The 23433-nt window shown below is 61.3% G+C and carries 14 protein-coding genes; 7 read left to right on the forward strand and 7 right to left on the reverse strand.

Annotated elements, in window-relative coordinates; translation table 11 throughout:
- Positions 1–161: 161 nt before the first annotated feature.
- The 3 genes from KBB96_RS01780 to KBB96_RS01790 all read right to left on the reverse strand — a co-directional run bounded on the left by KBB96_RS01780 (position 162) and on the right by KBB96_RS01790 (position 6611).
- Positions 162–818: a response regulator transcription factor gene (locus KBB96_RS01780; protein ID WP_211631774.1), complete on the reverse strand. Its 657-nt coding sequence runs from the start codon at positions 816–818 to the stop codon at positions 162–164.
- The gene (locus tag KBB96_RS01785) at positions 815–2839 is read right to left on the reverse strand and encodes a histidine kinase (protein ID WP_211631775.1); all 2025 of its coding nucleotides are present in this window, start codon (positions 2837–2839) and stop codon (positions 815–817) included. The genes KBB96_RS01780 and KBB96_RS01785 overlap by 4 nt, the downstream gene beginning before the upstream one ends.
- Positions 2840–3137: 298 nt before the next feature.
- Positions 3138–6611, reverse strand: a complete 3474-nt coding sequence (locus tag KBB96_RS01790) for a pyruvate carboxylase (protein ID WP_211631776.1) — start codon at positions 6609–6611, stop codon at positions 3138–3140.
- 138 nt (positions 6612–6749) lie between these two features.
- Here KBB96_RS01790 and KBB96_RS01795 point away from each other — a divergent pair, with 138 nt between their 5' ends.
- Together KBB96_RS01795 and KBB96_RS01800 are read left to right on the forward strand one after the other, a co-directional pair.
- Positions 6750–7121, forward strand: a complete 372-nt coding sequence (locus KBB96_RS01795) for a hypothetical protein (protein WP_211631777.1) — start codon at positions 6750–6752, stop codon at positions 7119–7121.
- Between the two features lie 258 nt (positions 7122–7379).
- Positions 7380–10172: a LamG-like jellyroll fold domain-containing protein gene (locus KBB96_RS01800; RefSeq protein ID WP_211631778.1), complete on the forward strand. Its 2793-nt coding sequence runs from the start codon at positions 7380–7382 to the stop codon at positions 10170–10172.
- Positions 10173–10230: 58 nt separating this feature from the next.
- Here the strand turns inward: KBB96_RS01800 and KBB96_RS01805 are convergent, their stop codons facing one another.
- A complete protein-coding gene (locus KBB96_RS01805) occupies positions 10231–10674 on the reverse strand; it encodes a YiiD C-terminal domain-containing protein (protein ID WP_211631779.1) in 444 nt (147 codons plus the stop codon).
- 91 nt (positions 10675–10765) lie between these two features.
- Here KBB96_RS01805 and KBB96_RS01810 point away from each other — a divergent pair, with 91 nt between their 5' ends.
- Entirely contained in the window at positions 10766–11707 is a 942-nt protein-coding gene (locus KBB96_RS01810) for an MBL fold metallo-hydrolase (protein WP_211631780.1), read from the forward strand.
- 105 nt (positions 11708–11812) lie between these two features.
- Positions 11813–16123: a glycoside hydrolase family 2 TIM barrel-domain containing protein gene (locus KBB96_RS01815; RefSeq protein WP_211631781.1), complete on the forward strand. Its 4311-nt coding sequence runs from the start codon at positions 11813–11815 to the stop codon at positions 16121–16123.
- A 90-nt stretch (positions 16124–16213) separates the two neighbouring features.
- On the opposite strand, the gene KBB96_RS01820 is transcribed toward KBB96_RS01815, so the two are convergent.
- The 3 genes from KBB96_RS01820 to KBB96_RS01830 form a co-directional block, all read right to left on the reverse strand.
- Positions 16214–16609, reverse strand: coding sequence for a DUF4259 domain-containing protein (locus tag KBB96_RS01820; protein WP_211631782.1), 396 nt, complete (start codon positions 16607–16609; stop codon positions 16214–16216).
- Between the two features lie 87 nt (positions 16610–16696).
- Complete coding sequence (locus tag KBB96_RS01825; protein ID WP_211631783.1) at positions 16697–17443, reverse strand: basic secretory protein-like protein; 747 nt, start codon at positions 17441–17443, stop codon at positions 16697–16699.
- 16 nt (positions 17444–17459) lie between these two features.
- A complete protein-coding gene (locus tag KBB96_RS01830; protein WP_211631784.1) occupies positions 17460–17756 on the reverse strand; it encodes a hypothetical protein in 297 nt (98 codons plus the stop codon).
- A 155-nt stretch (positions 17757–17911) separates the two neighbouring features.
- Between KBB96_RS01830 and KBB96_RS01835 the strand changes: the two genes are divergently transcribed.
- From KBB96_RS01835 to KBB96_RS01845, 3 genes are all read left to right on the forward strand, one after another.
- On the forward strand, positions 17912–20593 hold the full coding sequence (locus tag KBB96_RS01835) for a valine--tRNA ligase (RefSeq protein ID WP_211631785.1): 2682 nt from the start codon (positions 17912–17914) through the stop codon (positions 20591–20593).
- 51 nt (positions 20594–20644) lie between these two features.
- On the forward strand, positions 20645–21718 hold the full coding sequence (locus tag KBB96_RS01840; RefSeq protein WP_211631786.1) for a DUF4332 domain-containing protein: 1074 nt from the start codon (positions 20645–20647) through the stop codon (positions 21716–21718).
- 110 nt (positions 21719–21828) lie between these two features.
- The gene (locus KBB96_RS01845; protein ID WP_211631787.1) at positions 21829–23283 is read left to right on the forward strand and encodes a sulfatase-like hydrolase/transferase; all 1455 of its coding nucleotides are present in this window, start codon (positions 21829–21831) and stop codon (positions 23281–23283) included.
- The last annotated feature ends 150 nt before the right edge of the window (positions 23284–23433 follow it).

A 23433-nucleotide genomic window follows, 5' to 3' on the forward strand; every position in this document is an offset into this window, starting at 1 on the left:
CGGAGCGGATGGTGGCGGCCGGAAAGAAGAACCCGCGTCCCGATGGTTCCGTGCGGCGGGGGCCTGCCGCGATGCAGGTGCCGGAACCCATGTGAAACGGCGCGGCTCCTGAGAGGAACCGCGCCGTCACATCACGCGAACAAATCGAAGAAAGGAGATGATCAGACCAATCCCTGGCGGAGAGCCTTGGAAACGGCCTCGGTCTGGGTGCGGACATGGAGCTTCCGGTAAACGGAACGCAGGTGCATGTCCACGGTGTGCTGGGAGATGTCGAGGTTGTCGGCGATCTCCTTCTTGATGAAGCCCTTCACCAGCAGGCGGAGGACTTCCTCCTCGCGGGTGGTGAGCGGCTCGATCTTTTGCACCGGGCCGTAGCGGGCGAAGCCCTGGAGGATCATGTTGGCGATCGGGGCGCTGAGGGCGGACGCGCCGTGGATCACATCGCGGATGCCGCTGAGGATCTCGTCCGGATCGGCGGTTTTGAGAAGATAGCCGGAGGCTCCGTTGCAGATCGCGCGGTACACGCGCTCGCGATCGTCGAAGGCGGAGAGAATCAACACCTTCAGATCCGGCATCACCTGGCGGACTTCATCCAGAACCTGCAGGCCGTCGCGCCCGGGAAGGCCGAGATCGAGCAGGAGAACGTCCGGGCGCTCCGTCGTGAAACGCAGCTTTTCGAACAATTCATCCGGATGGGAAAAGTGATGCGGGCAGTCGATGTCCGGTTCGCCGGCCAGCAGCCGGCGGACGTGCTTGGCGAACACCTGATGATCTTCGAGTATCCAGACTTGGGTCACGGTGGTAGAGGTAGCGTTCATGACAAGTTGGGGCGAGCAATCAAATGCGCCCGCCGCACAACAAGGCGCAGCAGGGTGCCGACCCCCGATTGGGATTCGACATGAAGTTGGCCTTCCAGGACGCGCGCGCGCTCCTGGAGCTTGTGGACGGTGCCGCTCCGTTCGTCACCGCCGGGCGGCAGGCCGATGCCATCATCGTGAACTTCGAGCACCAGCCGCTCGCCCTGGTCGGCGAGGCGGATCGCCACGTTGCGGGCGCGGGAGTGCTTCACGATGTTGTGGACGGCTTCCTTGTAGAAGAGGAAGAGGTGGCGCTTCGCATCGAGCGTGAGCTTGCTGGCGACCTTGGTGGACTGGCACTCGATGGTGTAGTCCACCTCGCGGAGCAGGCGGCTCGCGGTTTCGCGCATGCGCTGGACCAGATCACCGATCGAGTCCTGGCGGCGCTCCAACAGCCACACGATGTCCCGCATGGCCAGCGAACTCTCCCGGGCGATCGATTCCACTTCCATGAGGTCATCGACCACTTCCTCGGGTCCTTGGAGACGCACGAGGTCTTTTTTCGCCGTGCGGGCGATCAGCGAGATGCTGCCGAGATTGCTGCCGATGTCGTCATGCAGATCGGAAGCGATGCGCTTGCGGAGCATGTCGAGCTGGTTCTTGGAGATCAGGCGGCGGCGTTCGACGATCACCACCGGGATCAGGAAGGTGAGACCGAGCGCCACGGCGGAACCCCAGGTGGCGTTCAGTTCGCTTTCCTGTGCCATCTGGGTGCACATCGGAGTCAGTTGGGCGAGCTCACGCTCCAACCACCAGCGCTCGCTGAGCTGGGACAACCAGACATCCACGCCGATGATCTGGCGCACGCTGGAGAAGCCGTCGGTGAGGCTCGCCAGATTGGTGGCTGTGCCCTGATGGATGCGGGTGACCGGCTTGCCGAGCGCGATGTTCCTGCCGTCCGACCAAGCCTGGATCTCCGAGAGGCCCTGGAGATTGCGGTTGCCCATCGACCACGCCCGATTGCCGGTGATGCGGATGGAGCGGGCTTCCAGCCCGTGCAGCGGGATGACGAGCGGAATCTTGCCGGTCACCTCGTTCTTGAGCGTATCGAGATCACCGACCTGCCGGGCTTCACTGCCATCGGCATTGTCGGAAACCCACACCGAGAGCTGGCTGGGAAGCACGGCACCTTCGGACAACTCGCTCAATTCGTAGGGAAAAAGCACCAGATGATCGAGCGGCGCCTTCTGGCCGAGATCGAAGGACCAGGAAACCTCGTCGTTGGGATTGGAGGCATCAACGAGATCACCGCGATTCGGGCTCATCGCACCGGATTGCCAAATCCCGAGGGGCATGCGTCCATCGGTGAGGTATTCGGGGGCCCATAGTCCCGGGATGGTCAGGGAACCGGGGGCGTCCACCTTGGAGCCGAACGAAACGGGACGGTTTCCGGAAACCACGACCAGCTCGGACAGCGCGAAGAGGTCGGAAGCTCCCCGGTTCCGCCCGGTGTGGACGACCAGACGGACATAGCGAGCGGTGATGCCGCGAGCGGAAAACTTGGCCGGCGAGAGCTCCGGATTGGGGTAAAATACCCTGGGATCGTTTCCGGGGAGGTAGATGACGGATTTAGTCGAAAAGTCCTCGGTCTTCGAGGCTTCCAGCGTGAAGCGGCGGGGGAACAATCCCTCTGGTTCCGAGGGCTCACGCTGGGCCGGAATCATGTAGATCTGGTCGAGCGGATATTCCTTTCCCAAATCGAGGGTGATCTGCGGATCCGGAGCCGTGGGGCTCTGCCGCGCCATGCGGCAGCCATCTGCGGCCTTCAGGGAATGCTCCTGAGGTTCCGCGAGGGAGGAAATCCGGTTGTGGATCCACGAAACACGGTCTTCGACCTCCACGAGACGGGAATTGAACATCCGTGCGACCCGTCCGATGGGGTTGGCGACCGGAGTCTCCGCAGCGTGGACCGGGGTGGATAGACACGCCATGAGGGCTAGCGTGGCTCCACCGACAGTTCGCCGGTAAGAAGGTTTTTTCATTGGGGGTTGAATGGGGAAACAGCGGTCAGAAATTATCAAATTTCAAAAAGTGTTCAATCTTTTTTAAATTTTCACCCTAACCGTGATCGGCCCCGGTCAAGAGTTTGAGATCATGCCGTTTTACTGCCTGAAATATTCAGAGTTGTAAAATGCATTCATTATCAAAAGGTAAAGAAATCTTAATTAAGTCCGATTTAGTGCCTTTTATGGGTCTTTCGACATGCGAAAAGGGGAGGTGGAAAAATTCACCTCCCCTTTGATTTCATGTGATCTGATGACCGGACCCGGTGCTTCCCGATCAGGCGAGAGTGACCAGGAGATCGTCGCTATCAACCTGATCGCCCTTTTTGACGAGGATGTCCTTCACCGTGCCGTCGGCGCTGGCGCTGACGGTGGTGAGCATCTTCATGGCTTCCAGAACGACCAGCTTGTCCCCTTCCTTCACTTCCTGGCCGGGGGAAACCGCCACCTCGGTGACCATGCCGGGCATCGGGGCGCAGGCCTGGGCCGGATCAGACGGATCGCCCTTGGCGCGGGCGGCCTTGGAGACGGATTGGAGCGACTTGTCTGCCACGATGCTCTCTCGCGGCATGCCATTGAGCTCGAAGAAGAGGGCGCGGCGGCCTTCTCCATCCGCCTCGCCGATCGAGATCAGCTTGATGATGAGGGTCTTGCCGGGGTCGATCTCGATCTCGATTTCCTCTCCAATATGGAGGCCGTAGAAGAAGGCCGGGGTCGGCAAACCGCTGAGGTTGTCGTACTTGTTCCGGAAGGACTGGAACTCGGCAAAGACCTGCGGGTACATCAGGTGGGAGTAGAGATCGTCGTCATCGGCGGGGCGGGCGAGCTTCGTTGAGAGCTCGGCGCGGGTGCCTTCCAGATCGACCGGTTCGGCGAGCTCTCCCGGGCGTTTGGTGGTCGCCTTGCGGTTGCCGAGCACGACCTTCTGGACCTCCGCAGGCCAGCCGCCGTCCGGCTGGCCGAGTCCGCCGGAGAGCATGTCGATCACGCTTTCCGGCCAGTCGATGGAGCCGGGTTTCAGGTTCGGCACATCCGCGGCCTTGATGCCACGGGTGATAAGGAACATGGCCATATCGCCGACGACCTTCGAGGATGGGGTGACTTTCACGATGTCCCCGAAGAGCAGGTTCACATCCGCGTAGGTGCGGGCGATCTCGCGCCAGCGGTGGCCGAGGCCCATGCCGACGGCCTGCTCGCGCAGGTTCGTGTACTGGCCGCCGGGCATCTCGTGTTCATAGACCTCGGCGGTGCCCGCACGTGGGGCGGAATCGAAGGGCTTGTAGAATGAAAGCACTTCCTCCCAGTAGTCGGAGAACTCGTTGAGCGCCTCCGGATCGAGGCCGGGATCACGCTCGCTACCGGCGAGGGCGGCGCAGACGGAGTTGAGGTTCGGCTGCGAGGTGGAGCCCGACATCGAGGCGATGGCCAGGTCCACGATGTCCGCACCGGCCTTGGCGGCGGCGATCACCGAGGCGGCGTTGAGGCCGGAGGTGTCGTGGGTGTGGAAATGGATCGGAATGCCGATCTCCTGCTTGAGCGCGTGGACCAGATTGTAGGCGGCCTGCGGTTTGCAAAGGCCGGCCATGTCCTTGATGGCGAGGATGTGCGCGCCCATCTTCTCCACCTCCTTGGCCTTGGCGATGTAGTAGGCCAGGTTGAACTTGTCGCGCTTCTCATTGAGAATGTCGCCGGTGTAGCAGATGGCGGCCTCGCAGAGCGACTTGCCGTGTTCGCGCACGGCGGTCATCGCCACTTCCATGTTCGGCAGGAAGTTGAGCGAGTCGAAGATGCGGAAGATGTCCATCCCGCTGTCTGCGGCGTGTTTCACGAATCCGGCCACCACGTTGTCCGGGTAATTCGAGTAGCCGACCGCGTTCGAGCCGCGGAAGAGCATCTGGAAGCAGATGTTCGGGACCTTTTCGCGGAGGCGTCGCAGACGGTCCCACGGGCACTCCTTGAGGAAGCGCATCGCCGTGTCGAAGGTCGCGCCGCCCCAGTTCTCCAGCGAGAAGAGCTGCGGCGTGCGATGGGCGATCGCCTCGGCCACGCGCAGCATGTCGAAGGAGCGCATGCGGGTGGCGATCAGCGACTGGTGGGCATCGCGCAGGGTGGTGTCCGTGAGCAGCAGGCGCTTCTGGTCGAGAATCCACTTCGAGAACTTCTCCGGCCCCAGCTCCAGCAGCAGGTCTCGGGTGCCCTTCGGCACCTCGGCGTGGTGTTCGATCACCATCGAGTCCGGCAGGCGCGCAGGCGGCAGGATGGCCGCGGGCTTCCAGCCTTTCGCCACCGGGTTGCCATTCAAGGTGATGTCGGAGAGATAGGACAGCGTCTTGGTGGCGCGGTCACGGCGGGCTTTGAAGCGGAGCAGGTTCTGATTGGTGTCGATCAGCTTGGTGTGGGCCTGGCCGGTGCGGAAGGTGTCATCGCGGATGACGTTTTCGAGGAACGGGATGTTCGTCTTCACGCCACGGATGCGGAATTCGCGCAGCGCTCGATCCATCCGCTGGCAGGCGGTTTCGAAGCTGCGGCCCATGGCCGTCACCTTTACCAGCATGGAGTCATAGTACGGGGTGATCACCGAACCGGCGTCACCGGACGCCGCGTCGAGACGGATGCCGAAGCCTGCGGCGGAGCGGTAGTTGAGGATACGGCCATAGTCCGGCGCGAAGCTCTTCTCCGGGTCCTCCGTGGTCACGCGGCACTGGATGGCGTAGCCGTTGCAAGGAATCTCATCCTGCGGCGGAATGGCGATCTCGTTTCCGAAGAGCGGATGACCCTGCGCCACCAGGATCTGCGAGCGGACGAGGTCGATGCCGGTGACGCACTCGGTCACGGTGTGCTCCACCTGGATGCGCGGGTTCATCTCGATGAAGAACCAGTCCTTGCGATCCATGTCGTAGAGGAACTCCACGGTGCCGGCGTTGTTGTAGCCGATGCCCTTCGCCAGCGTGACCGCGGCGTCGCAGAGCTCCTTGCGCAGCACCGGATCGAGACCGATGGACGGCGCGATCTCGACCACCTTCTGGTAACGGCGCTGCACCGAGCAATCGCGCTCGTGGAGGTGCACCACGTTGTCATGCTGGTCGCCGAGGATCTGCACCTCGATGTGCTTGGCGCGGGAAATATAGCGTTCGAGGAAGACGGCGGCGTTGCCGAAGGCGTTGAGCGCCTCGTTCTGGGCCTCGGCGAGCAGGCCTTGGAGCTGGCTGGCCTTTTCCACGACACGCATGCCGCGGCCGCCGCCGCCGAAGGCCGCCTTGATGATCAGCGGGAAGCCGATCTCATGCGCCACCTTGAAGGCCTCGTCCGCGTCGGTGATCGGTTCCTCGGTTCCGGGGAGGGTGGGGACGTTGAACTTCGCGGCCAGCGTGCGGGCGGCGGTCTTGTCGCCCATGTTTTCCAACAGCTCCGGGGATGGCCCGATGAAGATGATGCCCTCGCGCGCGCAGGCCCGGGCGAAAGCGGCATTTTCCGAGAGGAAGCCGTAGCCCGGGTGGATCATGGTCACGCCCTTCGACTTCGCCAGCGCCACAATGCCCTCGACATCCAGATAGGCGCCCACCGGCCCTTTCTCGCGGTTCAGCGCGTAGGCCTCGTCCGCCTTGAAGCGGTGGATCGAGAAGCGGTCTTCCTCGGCGTAGATCGACACGGTCCGCAGACCGAGTTCGTTGGCGGCACGGAAGATGCGGATGGCGATTTCTCCGCGATTGGCGGCCATCAGCTTCGCAGGACGATTGGCGTTTTCAGGCATTACGCCGTGTTTCTACGAAGGGCGGCGCGGGGGAGGGAAGGGGAAAACCCGCGTCCCTGCCAAACGACAGCCACGATAGGACGTGATTCGCCCTTTCCGCCGGTGGGGTTCCCTGTTAGCCGTGTTCCCATGGGTTACATGAGTGTCCTGTCGTTTGTTCCCGGGCTCTTCGCATTGGTCGCCCAATGGATCGGTGTTCTGGCGATGCGGGGTACGAAAGCGAAAGGCTGGTGGGTGATGTTGGCGGGAGTATGCGTGTCCACATCGGGACCTCTGCTGGGGATCATTGCGACATTGTTTGGAGAATTCTTCGGGGCTTCCGGCAGCTTGGGGCCGGGAGTGTTTTTCATGCTTCTCGGGCTGGGCTCGATCGGTGGCGGACTCTTGTTTGGAATCGGTTTTGCCGTGCATGCCCTGGGGATGCGGGCGGCTGCGGAGCGTCAGGCACAGCTCGAATCGCTCACTGCCGCGATGGCGGAGGAACTGCGGGTAATGCGTGCCGGCAACTGATCACCCTCCATGGGGGCTCGTAGGAAGGATGCGAGGTGGTCGGCGTGATCGAGCGACTCCGGCCACGGCAAGGGGTCTTCCGTCTGCGTGGCCGCGACATCACGAAGCCGGATTTCATGAGTTACGCTTTTTCGGCCATGACGTGTTAGATTTGCGCAATGGCTAACAACTCTTGCCGTTGGGCTATTGTGGCAATCCGTGACTCCAACTACGACGGCAAATTGTATGAAAAACCCAATATCATGCATAATCGTCGTCATGTCGCGGACATTGCCTGCCGCATTCCTCCTGGCGTCCTCCGCCCTGGCGGTGCCTCCGGCAACCCTGCAGCAGCAGGTGACCTACAACGGGCAGACCGTCACCATGCAGCTCACCAAGCTGAACCTCCGCGGATCGAACTTCGAACTCAAGGTTCAGAATTCGTCGGGTGGCTATACTACGGTGACTCCCGTAGCGGAGCGCTCCTACATGGGGACCGTGGACGAATACCCGGGCGCCGTGTCCTGCGGCATCCTGAAAGACAACGGCGACTTCCTGGGCACGGTGTACTTTGATCGCGGCGCGACCTGGTTCACTCTGAACGGCAGTGTCACGGGCACCCGCGGGCTGGAATATGCAGTCGATGCCTTCCACGGGTTCACACTTCCAACCGCGGACCTGCCGGCTGCCGGCCAGGGGGGAAACCAGACCTACCGTTTCGATGTGGGGATCGATGCCTCTTATGACTACTACACACAGCAGGGCAGCGTCGCCAGTTGCGTGGAGATGATCGAGTATTCGGTCAACAACGTGCGCGCGATCTACATCCGGGATGCCCTGCTCCGTCCGGCATTGGGGCGGGTGATCATCCGCGGGGATGCCACCAAGGATCCCTACTCCCAGTCGATGGAGTTGTCCGGAGTCAAATCCGAATGGGAACAGAACCAGACCAGCGCCCTGCGCGATGTGGTTTGCGGGATCGATCCGGCCTTCAATGGCGGCCTTGCCTGGGTCGGTGCGATCGGGGGCACGACCGCTCATTACTCGGCCAACAATGCGGGAGGCGACGGCAGCTTTGATGTCACCTGGCGCCACGAACTCGGTCACAACTGGAGTTGCCCGCACTTCGTCGGTGGATCACCGGAAGGCAAGGGCATCATGGGCGGAAACGGGCCCGGGCGCTTCAGCGGCTGCGAGGTGCGGAAGATCCTCGACTACCGGGCCAATCGTATTTCGGCCGGCGGCATTCTGGACAACGAAGGCACCTTTACCGCTGTCGACTTTCCTCCCTACGCGGCGATGGACACGGCCCGTTGTGTCGTCAACCAGTCGGTGACCTTCAACGTGAAGGTCAATGACTTTGATGCGAATGGCGACACGTTTTCGCTCTCCACGTTTGACAGCACCTCGGCGAAGGGCGGCACCGTGACGCAGTCGGGGCAGAATCTCGTTTACACGGCTCCCGGCAGCTCACTCGGCACGGACTATTTCCTCTATACGATTGTGGATTCCAGCGGCCAGACTGCCACGGGCGTCGTCGTCATTGACGTTCGGGCTAACGATCCGCTGGTCATGTATCTGCCGCTGGATGAAACCACCGGCACGGTCGCGACCGACCTTTCCGCCAATGCCAACAACGGCACCCAGGCGGGGAATCCGACCTGGACCACCGGGAAATTCGGCAATGCCCTGACCCTCGATGGCAACGACTACCTGATGATCAACGGCGTGGCGGGTGAGATCACCAGCAACAACATCACCCTGAGTGCCTGGGTCAAGACGACCGATAGCGAGGCCGACTGGTTCTCATGCAACACCTCGTCAGGCGGGAATGTCTTCATGTTCTCGATCCATGGCGGCAAGGCCAGCGTCTATGACGGCAGCTATGAGGCCTCATCCACCACCACGGTGAACAACAACGCCTGGCACCTGTTGACCTACGTGCGGAACGGAAGCACGGGCTCCATCTATGTGGACGGAAATCTGGAAGCCACCCATACCGCGAACTTCACCCTGTCCTCCACCGACCTGTGGTCGATCGGCCAGGAGTGGGATAACACCACCGCCAGTGACTTCCTGATCGGAAGCGTGGATGACGTGCGGCTCTACAACAAGGCCCTGACGGCGACCGAAGTGGATTATCTGGTCCAAGGCGGCAATGCCGAAGTGCCGCTTCCCTTCGATACCCAGACCGGGGTCAAGGCGGGCCTGTTCAACTGGGAGCCCGCGGCCAATATGACCAGCCAGAACTTCTATCTCGGTACCAGCCTGACGGCTGTGACCAACGCGGGAACCTCCTCGGCGGAATACCGCGGTTCCGTGACTGGTTCCGAATGGAGCGGCAATCTGCAACCGAACACCACCTACTACTGGCGGGTGGACAGCCTGGCTTCCGGCATCACCCGGAAGGGCTCCATCTGGACGTTTTCCACCGGTGCCGCGCAATCGCCGTCCGGCCTATGGAACTTCCCGACCTCCAACCCCGTCTCCGCCACTCTCGGATCCAATCTGGTCCTGACAGGAAGCCAAACAACGGTGGCTGGTTCCGTATCGGGTGATCAGGCTGTCCAGATCGGCAATGGCAGCCACTACACGGTGACCAATCCGATCGGCGCGAATGGCGGCGGCTCGCACACGAACGAGTACACCCTGCTGTATGACTTCAAGCCAACCCTCTCCGCCGGTTACGCCAGCATGATTGACCACAAGGACGCGAACAGTGACGGAGAATTGTTCACCCGTTCCGATGGTTCCATTGGCAGCCAGCAACTCGGATATGCTCCGGCGGGCACGCTGACCACCTCATGGACACGCTTGGTCCTGAGGGTGAAGAACGATTGGTTTGCCGAGCTTTGGATCAACGGAGTGCATGTTTATGACTTCGACACACAGGAGGCGGATTCCCGTTATTCGCTGCTCAGCTCCTTCGATCTCTTCCAGGACGGCCCTTCGGGAGGTGAAGAGGAAACGATCCAGTTGTCCACCTTCGCGCTGTGGGGCCGCGCCCTCGATGATGTCGAAATCGCCGCCATGGGATCGCCGGGTGCCCCGGTCATCCTGCTAGGCAATTAAGCCGTTTCCCTGGATTTATCTCAGCACGGTGATCAGGTCCTTGATTGCCGTGCTGCTCTCACCGGATGGCAACATAGACACCCTCGAACCCGACATGCGGGCGGTCCGTCGGACCCATCAGAACTTTCAGGGGAAGCGAGGCCTTGCCGGCCTTGGCGAACCACGTTTTGAAGCGGGCGATCGCACTCGCCCCGGGATGCAGGCAGATGGCGCGCAGCTCACCCTCCACCGGATGTTTGTAGGAAATGCGGCTGCTGCGGATGACGATGTGGCTGTCGCGGTCATTGAGCTCCAACCACAGCAGGGCATAGCCGGCCAGTGTGGCGACCGCGGCGAGGCTGCCGCCGAAGGCGGTGCCGAGGTGGTTGTGATTCGCTTCCAGAGGAGCAGTCAGGATCAGACCGGAGGAATCGTAGGATTCGATCCGCACGCCCATCGCCGCGGCCAGGGGAATGCGGTCGTGGAGAAAGCGCTCGGTTTCCAACAGCAGGGCCTCGTTCATGTCATCAGGAGAATCCGCGGCGTGCCCGGCGTCCAGCTTGCGAATCCGGTGGCGGCGCGCGCGAGCCGTGCTATGGGAGAGCCAGCAATGCATGAGCCGCCGTTTTTCCAATCCCTGGCAGCACGATGACCACAGTTTCGTGGACATTCTGAAGTGGCAGCTCGGCCGGATCCAGGAGGCACCGTGGCCGGGTCATGCCAGCGATGATCCAGCACCGCTCCAGGTGCTGTCGCGTGAATCCATCGCCACACCGCCTGCCAGCGGCTGGCGGGTGATCTGGCTGGGTCATGCGTCCTTTCTGGTGCAAGGTGCGGGATTGAGCCTGCTGATCGATCCGATCTTCTCGGACTACTGCGCGCCTTTTCCGAAGGCGTCTCTGAAACGTCTGGTGGCCACGCCCTGCTCCTTGTCCGATCTGCCGCGCATCGATGCGGTGTTGTTGAGTCACGGCCACTACGACCATCTCGATCTGCCGACGTTGCGCCGCTTGGGGAAGGATACCCGCTTGATCGTTGCAGAGGGGCATGCCGGTTGGTTGGGGAGACGGGGTTTTCATCAGGTCACCGCGGTGCCGTGGTGGGAGACGGTGGATATTGCACCGGGTGTCCGTGTCACCTCCACACCGTCCCAGCACTTCACCGCGCGCACACCGTGGGATCGCAATCGCGGGCATTGGTGCGGCTGGTTGATCGAGGGTGCGGATTGCAAACTGTGGCATGCGGGCGATACCGCATGGTGCCCGGCATTCCGGGAGATTGGCGAGAAGCTTGGTCCCATCGACCTGGGGATGATCCCGATCGGGGCCTACAATCCCCGTATCATCATGAAATCCGTCCACGTCACACCGGAGGAAGCGGTGCGGATTTTCGGGGAAACGCGGTGCCGACGCGCGGTGGCGATGCACTGGGGGACATTCCGTCTGACGGACGAGCCCATGTCCGAGCCGCCGGTCCGGCTGGGGGCTGCATGTGATGCCGCCGGAATCGGGTCCTTTGAGACCGTGGCGGTGGGGGAAATAGTGACGGTCGGGTGACAAAAAACCACCCGGCTTGGTGGCTGAAAAGAGGGACTTGGCGGAGACCATGGCCCGGTGCACAGTCAGGCCGTGAAAATTTGTTCATTTGCGTTTCCGGTCCTATTGGCCACGGCCGCGTGGGCTCAGGATGCTCCGACCGGCCAGGAGTGGCAGCAGGAGCAGAATCTCTCGTTCAACAAGGAGAAGCCGCGGGCGACATTCATGTCTTTCCCCAATGTGGAGTCCGCAAAGGCGGTGCTGCGGGAGAAGTCCCCGTATTTCCAGTCGCTCGATGGAAGCTGGAAATTCAACTGGGTTGGTAATCCGTCGGAACGTCCCGCGGACTTTCACAAGCCGGAATATGATGTCTCCAAGTGGAAGGAAATCGCCGTCCCTTCGAGCTGGCAGTTGGAAGGCTACGACACGCCGATTTATTCCAACCAGGCTTACACGTTCAAACGCGATTGGCCGCGGGTGATGGGGGAGCCGCCGAAGGATTGGCCCGCCTACAAGGATCGCAATCCGGTGGGCAGCTATCGACGCACCTTCACCGTACCAAAGGACTGGGACGGCAAGGAGGTGTTCGTGAACTTCGACGGGGTGGACTCGTTTTTCTACCTGTGGATCAACGGCAAGTACATCGGCTTCAGCAAGGACAGCCGCACGCCCGCCGATTTCAACATCACCAAGGCGCTGAAGCCGGGCGAGAACGTGATCGCCGCGGAGGTCTATCGATATTCGGATGGCAGCTATCTGGAGTGCCAGGACATGTGGCGTCTGAGCGGGATCTTCCGCAGCGTCTATCTGCACGCGACGCCGAAGGTGCAGATCCGCGATGTCTTCGCGCTGCCGGATCTGGATGCGGGCTACAAGGATGGAAGTCTTTCGGTGAAGGCCACCGTTCGCAATCTGGGCGATGCCATCAAGCTGGGGCCTGCCTTGTCTGTGGCGCTCTTTGACGCCGCAGGCAAGCCGGTGGCGGGAGGGGATGCCGAACCGACAGGCGACCTCGCGCCTGGCACGGAGCGAGTCATCTCCTTCAATCTCAAGGTTCCGGATCCAAGGAAATGGACCGCGGAGACTCCCAATCTCTACACGGTTGTCGTGAGCAGCGGTGAGGAGGCGGTTTCCTTCCGCACCGGCTTCCGCAAGGTGGAAATCAAGGATGGTGTCTATCTTATCAACGGCCAGCCGGTGAAGCTGAAGGGCACCAACCGTCACGAGATGAATCCGGACACCGGCCATGCGGTCACCCGTGAGCAGATGCTCCAGGACATCATCCGGCTGAAGGAGGCGAACATCAACCATGTCCGCACCTGCCACTATCCGGATGATCCGTATTGGTACGAGCTCTGCGACATCCACGGGATCTACCTGATGGACGAGGCGAACATCGAGTCGCACGGCTACTACTATGGCGAGCTTTCATTGTCCCATCCGCCGGAATGGAAACCGGCCCACGTGCAGCGCGTGGTGAACATGGTGGAGCGCGACAAGAACCACGCGTCCGTGGTCTTCTGGTCGCTCGGCAATGAAGCCGGTCCGGGCAAGAATTTCCAGGCCGCGCATGAGGCGCTCAAGGCCATCGATACGTCCCGTCCCGATCACTACGAACGCAACAGCTCGATCGCGGACGTGGACAGCACGATGTATCCGGGCGTGGACTGGGTGCAGGGGCTGGCAGCGCAGAAGGGCCGCAAGAAGCCGTTCTACATCTGCGAATATGCGCACACGATGAACAACGCGATGGGCAACCTGGCCGACTACTGGGAGGCCATCGAGTCCAGCGACAACATCATCGGTGCCTCCATTTGGGAATGGCAGGACCAGTCCATCTACGCGAAGGAAGTGGACGGCAAGGTGGTGGTCGATCTGAACCGCGGCAAGCCGGAAGCCGGTGTGAAGAAGGTTGAGGCCTACGGAGGCAACTTTGGCGACAAGCCGAACGACGGTCTCTTCATCCTGAAGGGAGTGGTGTTCGCCAACCGCGATCCGAAGCCTGCCTTCTGGGAAGTGAAGCGCGTCTATCAGGATATTACGGCATCCGCGGTGGAGGGAGATGCGGGCAAGGTGGAGATCTTCAACAAGTACTTCTTCCGCGATCTCTCGGGCTTCGAGGTCCGCTGGTCGCTCAGCGAGGATGGCAAGGTCATCGATGGTGGCACGCTGCCGCCTGTCGAGGCCGGTCCGCGTCAGAAGGTTCGCGTGAATATTCCCTTCAAGAAGATCGAGCGCGTGGCGTGGGCGGATTACCAGCTCCGCGTTTCCTTCCATCTGAAGGAAGACGCAGCCTGGCAGAAGAAGGGTTACGAAGTGGCCGCGAGCCAGATCTCCTCCAAAACACCAGCGAAGCCGGCGCTGCCCCCGCTCAAGGCGGAGGGCAAGGTTTCCGCCGCGGAGAAGGATGGCCGCATCGTTGTGACCGGAGCGGATTTCACGGCGGCTTTCGACAAGGCTACGGGTGGTCTCGCGTCGTTGGTTTACAATGGCAGGGAAGTGCTCGTTGGCGGATCGAAACTGAATGCTTTCCGCGCTTTCACGGACAACGACAAATGGACCGTGAACGCGTGGTTCAGCAACGGTCTGCACACGCTCGCGGACAAGGCGGCGGAGGTGAAAGTCGATGATGGGGTGAAGGACGCCGTCCGCATCACCGCCAGGGTGAACTCCCAAGGGAAGACCTCCGACCGCGTGCCGGAGCAGAACAGCGGCTATCACAAGCTGGTCACGGGCCGTGCGCTCGCAGAGAACGATTTCCATTTTGACAGCGTCTATGCATGGACGGTGTTTGCGGATGGGACGATCGCATTGGATGTCGCGGGCAGCGGCGTGGGGCCGGTGATCGTGTTGCCGCGCATCGGACAGCAGTTCGAAATCTCCCCGTCATTGGGCAGGTTCACCTGGTATGGCCGGGGTGCGGATGAGAACTATCCGGACCGCAAGGCGGGCTCCGACATCGGTCTCTATTCCAAGGCGGTGAAGGATCTGTTCGTGCCCTATCCGAAGCCGATGGACATGGCCAATCACGAGGATGTCCGCTGGTGCTCGCTCACCGATGATGCCGGGAACGGCTTCGTTGCCGTGACCCGCGGAGAACGGATGTCCGCCACCGCTCTGCCATGGACCGCCATGGAGTTGATGACCGCCCATCATCCGCAGGATCTCCCCGAGTCGAAGCGGACGCTGCTCTCGCTTGACGAGCGCGTGCTGGGGCTCGGTGGCGCGAGCTGCGGGCCGCCGCCGATGGAGCGGGACATCGTGCGTTCCGGTCCCTACAGTTTCGGATTTGTTTTCAGACCGCTGAAGGCCGGTCAGGATGCGACCGAAGTTGCCCGCGTGGCAGTGCCGGTCACGGCTCCGGTCACGATCGAGCGCAACCGCCGCGGCATGATCGAACTCAGTTCCGAAACGCCCGACGCCCGCATCCGCTACCGGGTGAATGGTGGCGAATGGCGGAACTGGGCCGCTCCCTTCGCGCTCAAGACCGCGGGCACCGTCGAAGCGGTTGCGACCGCCGAGGGCACGATCGGCTCCGCCACCACGTCCCGCGCGTTTCCTTTCGCGCTTCCCAGGGACACATGGAAGATCGTGCGTGCGGACAGTGCGGAGAAAGGCGAGGGCGAGGCCAGCCAGGCGATCGATGGCAAGCCGGACACCTATTGGCATACACAGTGGCAGGGCAATGCACCGCGCCCGCCTCACGAGCTGGTCGTGGATCTGGGAGTGAAGGCGGAGTTGGCCGGTATCACCGTGCTGCCACGTCAGGAAAACGAGAACGGTCGCATCGGTGAGTTCGAGGTTTACACCAGCCTGGATGGCAAGGAGTGGGGAGAGCCTGCGGCGAAAGGAAAGTTCAGCGGCGGCTCTGCTCTTGAGCGGGTGAACTTCGACAAGCCCCGCGAAGTGCAGTTCATCCGCTTGGTCGCTCTGACGGAGGTGAGGGGCAATCCTTGGTCCGCCATTGCAGAGTTCGATGTGGTGGCGCTCCGTTCGCTGGAGGCTCCCAAGGCGCGTGATGCATGGTCGATCGCCAAAGCCAGCAGCGAGCAGCAGGGCGAAGGAGAAGCCGAGCATCTCATCGATGGCAAGCCGGATACCTTCTGGCACACCCAGTACGGACTCTTCCTCGCGAAGCATCCGCATGAGGTCGTGGTCGATCTCAGCAAGCCGGAGAAACTCGCCGCCATGACCGTGCTGCCGCGCAAGGACAACCGCAACGGTCGCATCAAGGGCTACAGCGTCCAGATGAGTGCCGATGGTCAGACCTGGAGCAAGGCCGTGGCGGAGGGGGAACTGGCCGATGACGAAAAGCTGCACGAGATCCGCTTCGCCACTCCGGTCGAGGGACGTTACGTCAAGTTCACCGCGTTGAGCGCCCACGATGGCGGGGATTTTGCAACCGCCGCTGAGTTCGATTTCATTCCGGCGAAGTAAACCGCCGGAAACAAAAATGGAGGCGGGATCACTTCCCGCCTCCGGTTGTTAAAGTTCAGGCACCGCTTCCGATGCCGGTGTGAGTTGGATTTATTGAAGGCGCTTCTGCAGCCCGGCGATAGCTTTCAACCATTCGTCGAGGGTGCCTGCTTCTTCCCAGAGTTCCTTGAGTTCGGAATCACCCGAGACTTTTTTCACTGCTTTGGTTGCGAGCGCTTTGAGGTCCGCGGAAGGTTCCGTGTCGATTTTTTCCACGTAGGCGGTGACACCGTCGGGAAGTTCTTCATCGGGTTCTCCGTTCAACGCCGCCACGACACCGGCCGCTGCGATCACGATCGAACCATCCGGTGCCTCCAGGTAATCCTTGGACTCGATGCAGCCCGAGAAGATGTCCTTCAGAAGAGTCGTATCGTCCGCGTCGTCCAGATCCCAGATCCAGTCCATCGCGTCGTCATTTTCAAAACAGCCGGTGCCCCATGCGCCCATGCGCGATTTCTAAAACCATGGGGCAGCGCGGTGTCTAGTCCTTAGAGAAAGAAAATTGAAATTCCCGGAAACAGACGGCGGTTCTCGTTATTTCGCGAGGCGTTCTTCGTTGGCCTTTTTCCATTCCTCGCCCAGCTCCTGGAGGCTGGTCCTGGTGCGTTCCTTCCAGAAGTTCTCGGTGTATTTTCCTTCGCGGCAGACTTCGTTCAACTTGGCGAGCAGGTCCTTGTCCTTCGTGCGGATGACCCAGTCGATGAAGTTCGCGGAAATGCGGTAGCTGGCATCGTATTTCGCCGAGCCCAGGTTGCCGCGGGTGATTTCCGCGCCTTTGGTCTGCGGCTCATAGAGGAACCAGCGAATGTAGTCCGGGATACCTTCGGTGATCCAGCCCGGGGTGGGGTTCTTGCCGCGGCCGTAGCCTTGGACGATGTGGACCATCTCGTGGACGACGCAGCCGCGCGCTTCGCCCTTGAGGTTATTGCGGAACCAAGGGGCGTTGAGGGATATTTCCGTGCCCGCCGCCCAGGCGGGTGTCCCCTTCATATCATCCCGGAAGCGGAAGGAGACGGTCGTGGCGGCGTTGTAGCCGTTGCTGGGAAGCATCGTGTTGAGCTTCGGATACCATTCCTTGACGACTGCGGCGAACTCGGTGTTCTGCCACTCCTTGAGATCCGGTGCGGTACCGCTGTCAAAGATGTAGGTGTATTTCCCTTCGTGGATGATGGTCTTGGATTCCGGCTTAGCCGCCGGAGCGGGTGGGTCCGGCTCGGCGTGGAGCGTGGAGGTCGCCAGGACGGACAGCACGGAGGCGAGGGTGATGGATTTGGGTAACATGATGAAATGCAATGATCTAGGGTTGGGGTCTGAGGTGGGAAGCCACCCAGAGCAGGAACGAAACCAGCAGCGGGATGCCTGAAACGATCAGGAACCAGACCAGCGTCGCAATCGGCCAGTAGATCCAGTCGTCCAGTCCCCGGACCAGTGGAATCCGGAGGTGTGCGTGGTGGTGGAATGCCATCCACATCACCACTCCCGCGGCTGCCAGCCCGGGCAGGGAGCTGAGCGCACAGGCCTTCCACAGCGGGAACCGAGGCCGTTTGGGCGGCACGGGGAGGGGAGCCAGCGTTGAATCGGTCTGATCGCTCATCGGCCTTTTACGGGCAAGACCTCCTCCTACGTCGGCCAGGGGCGGCTCATTTCATGGGGGGAGGACTTGATTTTCAAAGGACAAGCGGTCTCTTCCGGAGCGGACCGGCACAGGCTTTGACAAACGCCTGCCCCTCTGGCATCCCCTCCGCCGCCATGTCCGAGTTGCCGAAAGCCTATGAACCCCAAGCGGTGGAAGAAAAATGGTACGCCGCCTGGGTCGACGGGAAATGCTTTGAAGCCGATGCCTCCTCCGAAAAGGACGGCTACTCCATCGTCATTCCCCCGCCGAACGTCACCGGCATCCTCCATCTCGGCCACGTCCTGAACAACACGCTGCAGGACGTGCTGGCCCGCCGTGCCCGCCAGCAGGGGAAGGAAGTGCTGTGGTTGCCCGGCACCGACCACGCCGGCATCGCCACCCAGTCGAAGGTGGAGCGCGAGCTGAAGAAGAACGAAGGCGTGGGCCGCCGCGATCTCGGTCGCGACAAGTTCCTCGAGCGCGTCTGGGACTGGAAGGACCAGTACGGCGGCATCATCATCAAGCAGTTGAAGCGTCTCGGCTGCTCCTGTGACTGGAGCCGCGAGCGCTTCACCATGGACGAGTCCTACACGAAGTGGGTGAGCCATGTGTTCGTGGAGCTCTTCAAGGAAGGCCTCATCTACCGCGGCAAGCGTATCGTGAACTGGTGCCCGGTGTCGCTGACCGCCCTTTCCGATGAAGAGGTGATCATGACCCCGCAGCGCTCGAAGCTCTACTTCATGAAGTATGAGCTGGCGGATGCTCCGGGCGAGTTCCTCGAGATTTCCACCACCCGCCCGGAAACCCTGATGGGTGACGTGGCCGTGGCCGTGAATCCGAAGGATGAGCGCTTCGCGAAATACATCGGCCGCAAGGTGTTCCGTCCGTTCCCGCATGCGGAGATTCCGGTGATCGCGGACGATCACGTGGACATCGAGTTCGGCACCGGCGCGCTGAAAATCACTCCCGCCCACGACAAGGCGGACTTCGAGATCGGCATCCGTCACAACCTGCCGATCATCGACGTGCTCACTCCCGACGCGCACATCAACTGCCCGGAGGTGCCGGACCTCCACGGTCTCGACCGTTTCGTGGCCCGCAAGAAGGCTGCGGTGAAGTTGGAAGAACTTGGCCTCCTCATCAAGGTGGAGGAGTATGAGAACAACGTCGGCTTCTCCGAGCGTGCCGGTGTGCCGATCGAGCCGCGCATCTCGATGCAGTGGTTCCTCAAGTATCCCTGCGTGAAGGAAGCCGCGGATGCCGTGGCCAATGGCGATATCAAGTTCCGTCCGGAGCGCTGGTCGAAGACCTACGCCCACTGGATGGAGAATCTCCAGGACTGGTGCATCAGCCGCCAGCTCTGGTGGGGCCACCAGATTCCGGTGTGGTATCGCAAGGACAAGCTTGAAGCCCTCAAGGGCGCTGAGTCGCTCGACATGGCGGACTTCCAGTCCGGTGACATCCATGTGGGCATCGACGCGCCTGCCGATGCGGAGAACTGGGAGCGCGACGAGGACGTGATGGACACCTGGTTTTCGTCATGGCTGTGGCCCTTCGCGACCATGGCGGACGTGGGCGAACAGACGCCGACCTTGAAGAAGTTCTATCCGACCGACGATCTCGTGACCGGTCCGGACATCATCTTCTTCTGGGTGGCGCGCATGATCATGGCCGGCTTCCGCTTTGCCGGAGAACTGCCGTTCAAGAACGTCTACTTCACCGCGATCATCCGCGACCTGCAGGGCCGCAAGATGTCGAAGTCGCTGGGCAACTCGCCCGATCCCATCGACCTGATGGAGAAATACGGCGCGGACGGCCTGCGCTTCGGCCTGCTGCGCATCGCGCCGGTGGGCAGCGACATCCGTTTCGATGAAGCGCACGTCGAGGAAGGCCGCAACTTCGCCAACAAGCTCTACAACGCCTGCCGCTTCCGCCAGATGGCCGGAGACGACAGCGAGTGGGAGGAACTGGAACTGCGTCCGCACCACGTGGACATCATGGCAAAGCTCGATGAACTCACCGTCGACCTCGAACGTGCCTATGGCGAATACCGCTTCGGTGAAGTGGCGCACCTGCTCTACGAATTCCTCTGGAACGAGTTCTGCGACAAGTTCCTGGAAGCCGTGAAGGGTGACCTGCGCGAGACCGCCACCGCGGACGCCCGCAATGCCACGCTCGCCACCTTCGATGCGGTGATGAGCCGCTATCTTCAGCTCATCCATCCCTACATGCCACACGTGACCGAGGAGCTTTCGCTCCGCATGGGCTTCGTGGAGGAAGGCGAGTTCCTGATGCAGAAGGAACTGCCGGAAGAGCCGTTGCTGGATGGTCTGGAGCAGGAAGGTATCGACAACGCCAAGGCCGTGGCCGGTGCGGTGTACGAAGCCGCCGGTCGCCTCCGCAACCTGAAGGCCGAATACAAGCTCGCATCCCGCAAGGACGTGACTTTCGTGGTGAAGCCTTCGGTTGATTGGCTCGCTGAGGAAACCGACATTCTCGCGCTGCTGGCGGGCTCGAAGGAAGTGCGCATCGATTCCACCTACGAGGCACCGAAGGGCACTCCGGTTGCCCTGACTCCGGTGGGCGAGATCTATCTTCCACTTGAAGGTTTGATCGATGTCGAATCGGAGCGCTTGCGCATTTCCAAGGAAATCGAATCGACGACCAAGGAAGTCGCAAAATGTGAAGGAAAGCTCGGCAATGCCAGCTTCGTGGATCGCGCGCCTCCGGAAGTCGTTGAACAGGAAAAGGCCCGTCTTGCGGAGTGGAAGGCGAAGCTCGCCCAGCTCCAGGAGATGCTCGCCGCTCTTGCCTGATCGCTTGTCACACGCCGTCAGACTGTCAGTCTGGCGGTGCGCTGTTGCTACATGTCGAATCTTCAAACCATCCCGGGCATTGGTAAATCTTCGGTCGAGCTTCTCGAGGCCGCCGGATTTCTCGATGAGGCATCGCTCGCGAAGGCGGGTCTGGATCAACTGGTGGCGGAACTGGAGCGGGCGAACTCGATCCTGAAGATCGCCAAGCGCGCACCGCGCAGGGCCGAGGTGGAGAAATGGCTTTCCGCCGCGCGCGAGCGGGTGGGAATTGAGGAACCGGAGGAAACCGACGAACCTGTCGCGCCATTGGTGGCGGTGAACTACGAGGAGAATCCCGAGGTCGCGGTCATGCTCGCCAAGGCTCCCGCCGCCCAACCGCTGCCACCGAAGCTGCTCATCGAAAGCCAGCTTGCCGTTTCCGATATTCCGCCTGCCGTATTGCTCAACCGCGTGGTGGGTGACTTGGATGTGCGGGTCAGCGAAACCGCCGCCTCCAAACCAACGAAACTGCCGGTTTCCGGGGCCTCCGCCGTGCAACTCGGTGATGCTCCGGCACCCAGGCGTGATATTGATGCCTCGCGCATCCGCTCGATTGCGGACGTGGCCCCGATGGCATCGAAACCGGGCACCTCGTCCGCCACCTCTGGAAATGGCGATGACCGTGTCGCACTAATCCGAGCCCCCCGTGAAGGCACCAACAAGGGCCGTAATCCGGAATCCCGTTTTTATATCCGCGGAGTACTCCACACGCACCCGTTCCAAGTCATGTTCGGTGCCTTCGTCACGCTGGTGATGATGGTGGTGCTGCCGCTGGCCATCGTGGCGGCTGGATTGCTATTGCTCAGTGATATGCGGCCGGAAAGCTTTGGTTGGGTGCCGAAGTGGTTCCTCGCATTCCCCATCGCCCTGCCGGTCACCGGCTTGGCCTACCTGATCTGGGGCGTGGGAGCTGGCAAGCGCCGCATCTGTGGCCAGCGCCTGTTCGTTCCGAAGAACTGCCGGAAGAATGCCAAGGCGCATCATGTGAAGGGCATCGGCTACATCATCCCGACCGCGCTCCACATGCTGGTGTTCCGCTGGTTCCGCTGCACCTATTGCGGCACGCCGGTCCGTTTGAAGGAATAGTCACACAGGCACGGGTTGGGGATTGTTGGGAAATTGCCAGTGTTTTCTGGGCAGATCTGAGAGATCCGGATGGCTGGAGGCGTTGGGAATGAGAGCTATCTTTTGTTCCGATGCTGAAGCGTATTTCCCTTTTCCTGCTCTTCCTGGTTCCGGCTCTCCACGCGGAGCGGCCGAACATCATCCTGATTGAGTCCGATGACCAGAGGCCCGATGCCATCGCCGCCCTCGGCAACCCCACGGTGAAGACCCCGGGACTGGACCGGCTCGTTGGCAGTGGAATGGCCTTCACCAATGCCCGCAATCAAGGCTCCTACAATGCCGCGGTCTGTGTGGCCAGCCGCTCGATGCTCCAATCCGGGCAATCGCTCTGGCACTACGATGACAATCTCCAAGGGCGGGTGACGCTCGGCGAACTGCTTCAGAAGGCCGGGTATCACACCTATGGTACCGGCAAGTGGCACAACGGAAACGAATCACTGAAGCGCTCCTTCACCGCTGCGGACAACATCACTCCCGGCTTCCTGCCGAAAGGGCATGACAGTGCCTTCGCCACCCTCACGGTGCATGATGGCAAGATCGCGAAGGGGGCGAACGTCCCGCCGCGTCTGTCCACCGATCTCATCGGCTCCACGGCGCTCGATTTCCTCAAGGGCTATGATGGCGGCAAGCCGTTCTTCCTCTACGTCGGCTTCAATGCGCCTCACGACCCCTACACCGCGGACAAGGAATACGAGAAGCTCTACCGCGATGCGTCCGGCAAATCGACCGTGCCACCTCCTCCGGCCTTCCGACCGAACCATGGCTTCGATCCCGGTGTGCTGAAGATCCGCGACGAGGTGCTGCTGCCACGTCCGCTCGATCCCGCCGCACTGGCGGATCAGAACGCGATCTATGATGCGATGATCAGCCACCTGGATAGCTGGGTGGGCAAGCTGCAGGATGAACTCAAGACCCGCGGCCTCGACAAGAACACGCTGGTCGTTTTCACCAGCGATCACGGTCTCGCACGCGGCAGCCATGGCTTGCTCGGCAAGCAGAACGTCTATGAACACACGTTGAAGATTCCTTTCGTCATCAGTGGGCCTGGCGTTGCGGCGGGAAAGCGGACCGACAATGCTGTGTATAACTTCGAGCTCTATCGTACTATTGCCGACTACGCGGGTGCGAAGGCTCCGGATCAGGCGGAAGGTTTTTCCATCCGGCCGATCCTGGAAGGCAGGGAGTTCAAGGGGCGTGATGCCACCTATCATGGTTACACCAGCCTCATGCGTGCGGTGGTGGTGGATGGCTGGAAGCTCATCGAGTATCGCGTGAGGGGTGAGAGGCATACGCAGCTCTTCCATATTGCGGAGGATCGAACGGAAGAGAAGGACCTCTCTGCCAATCCCGCGCAGGCGGACCGGCTGAAATCACTGCGTGAACGCATGATCGTGGAGCGTGATCGCTACGGGGATGAGGACGGGGATTTCTGGAATGGCATCGGCTTTGGTAAGCCACTGGCCAAGACCTCCAATCCACACGGCAAACCCAAGCCGAAGGATCATACACAGGAGGAGGAGCGATAGTCGGATTGAGCGATCGTAGTCGAAAGCTCCGCTTTCGATCCGTGGGCGGCTGGAGTGGCAGGATGAAAGTCGAGGGACGGGCGACATCGCCCCCGAAGAGGGAAAGCGGAGCTTCCCCCTACAATGTAGTCGAAAGCTCCGCTTTTGATC

It is taken from the genome of Luteolibacter ambystomatis (genome assembly GCF_018137965.1).
GTDB classification, from domain to species: Bacteria; Verrucomicrobiota; Verrucomicrobiia; order Verrucomicrobiales; family Akkermansiaceae; genus Luteolibacter; species Luteolibacter ambystomatis.

Excerpts from the sequence above, each read along its gene's own strand:
- KBB96_RS01780 (WP_211631774.1), bottom strand. The coding sequence starts at position 818 with ATGAACGCTACCTCTACCACCGTGACCCAAGTCTGGATACTCGAAGAT.
- KBB96_RS01785 (WP_211631775.1), bottom strand. The coding sequence starts at position 2,839 with ATGAAAAAACCTTCTTACCGGCGAACTGTCGGTGGAGCCACGCTAGCC.
- KBB96_RS01790 (WP_211631776.1), bottom strand. The coding sequence starts at position 6,611 with ATGCCTGAAAACGCCAATCGTCCTGCGAAGCTGATGGCCGCCAATCGC.
- KBB96_RS01795 (WP_211631777.1), top strand. The coding sequence starts at position 6,750 with ATGAGTGTCCTGTCGTTTGTTCCCGGGCTCTTCGCATTGGTCGCCCAA.
- KBB96_RS01800 (WP_211631778.1), top strand. The coding sequence starts at position 7,380 with ATGTCGCGGACATTGCCTGCCGCATTCCTCCTGGCGTCCTCCGCCCTG.
- KBB96_RS01805 (WP_211631779.1), bottom strand. The coding sequence starts at position 10,674 with ATGAACGAGGCCCTGCTGTTGGAAACCGAGCGCTTTCTCCACGACCGC.
- KBB96_RS01810 (WP_211631780.1), top strand. The coding sequence starts at position 10,766 with ATGAGCCGCCGTTTTTCCAATCCCTGGCAGCACGATGACCACAGTTTC.
- KBB96_RS01820 (WP_211631782.1), bottom strand. The coding sequence starts at position 16,609 with ATGGGCGCATGGGGCACCGGCTGTTTTGAAAATGACGACGCGATGGAC.
- KBB96_RS01825 (WP_211631783.1), bottom strand. The coding sequence starts at position 17,443 with ATGTTACCCAAATCCATCACCCTCGCCTCCGTGCTGTCCGTCCTGGCG.
- KBB96_RS01830 (WP_211631784.1), bottom strand. The coding sequence starts at position 17,756 with ATGAGCGATCAGACCGATTCAACGCTGGCTCCCCTCCCCGTGCCGCCC.
- KBB96_RS01835 (WP_211631785.1), top strand. The coding sequence starts at position 17,912 with ATGTCCGAGTTGCCGAAAGCCTATGAACCCCAAGCGGTGGAAGAAAAA.
- KBB96_RS01840 (WP_211631786.1), top strand. The coding sequence starts at position 20,645 with ATGTCGAATCTTCAAACCATCCCGGGCATTGGTAAATCTTCGGTCGAG.
- KBB96_RS01845 (WP_211631787.1), top strand. The coding sequence starts at position 21,829 with ATGCTGAAGCGTATTTCCCTTTTCCTGCTCTTCCTGGTTCCGGCTCTC.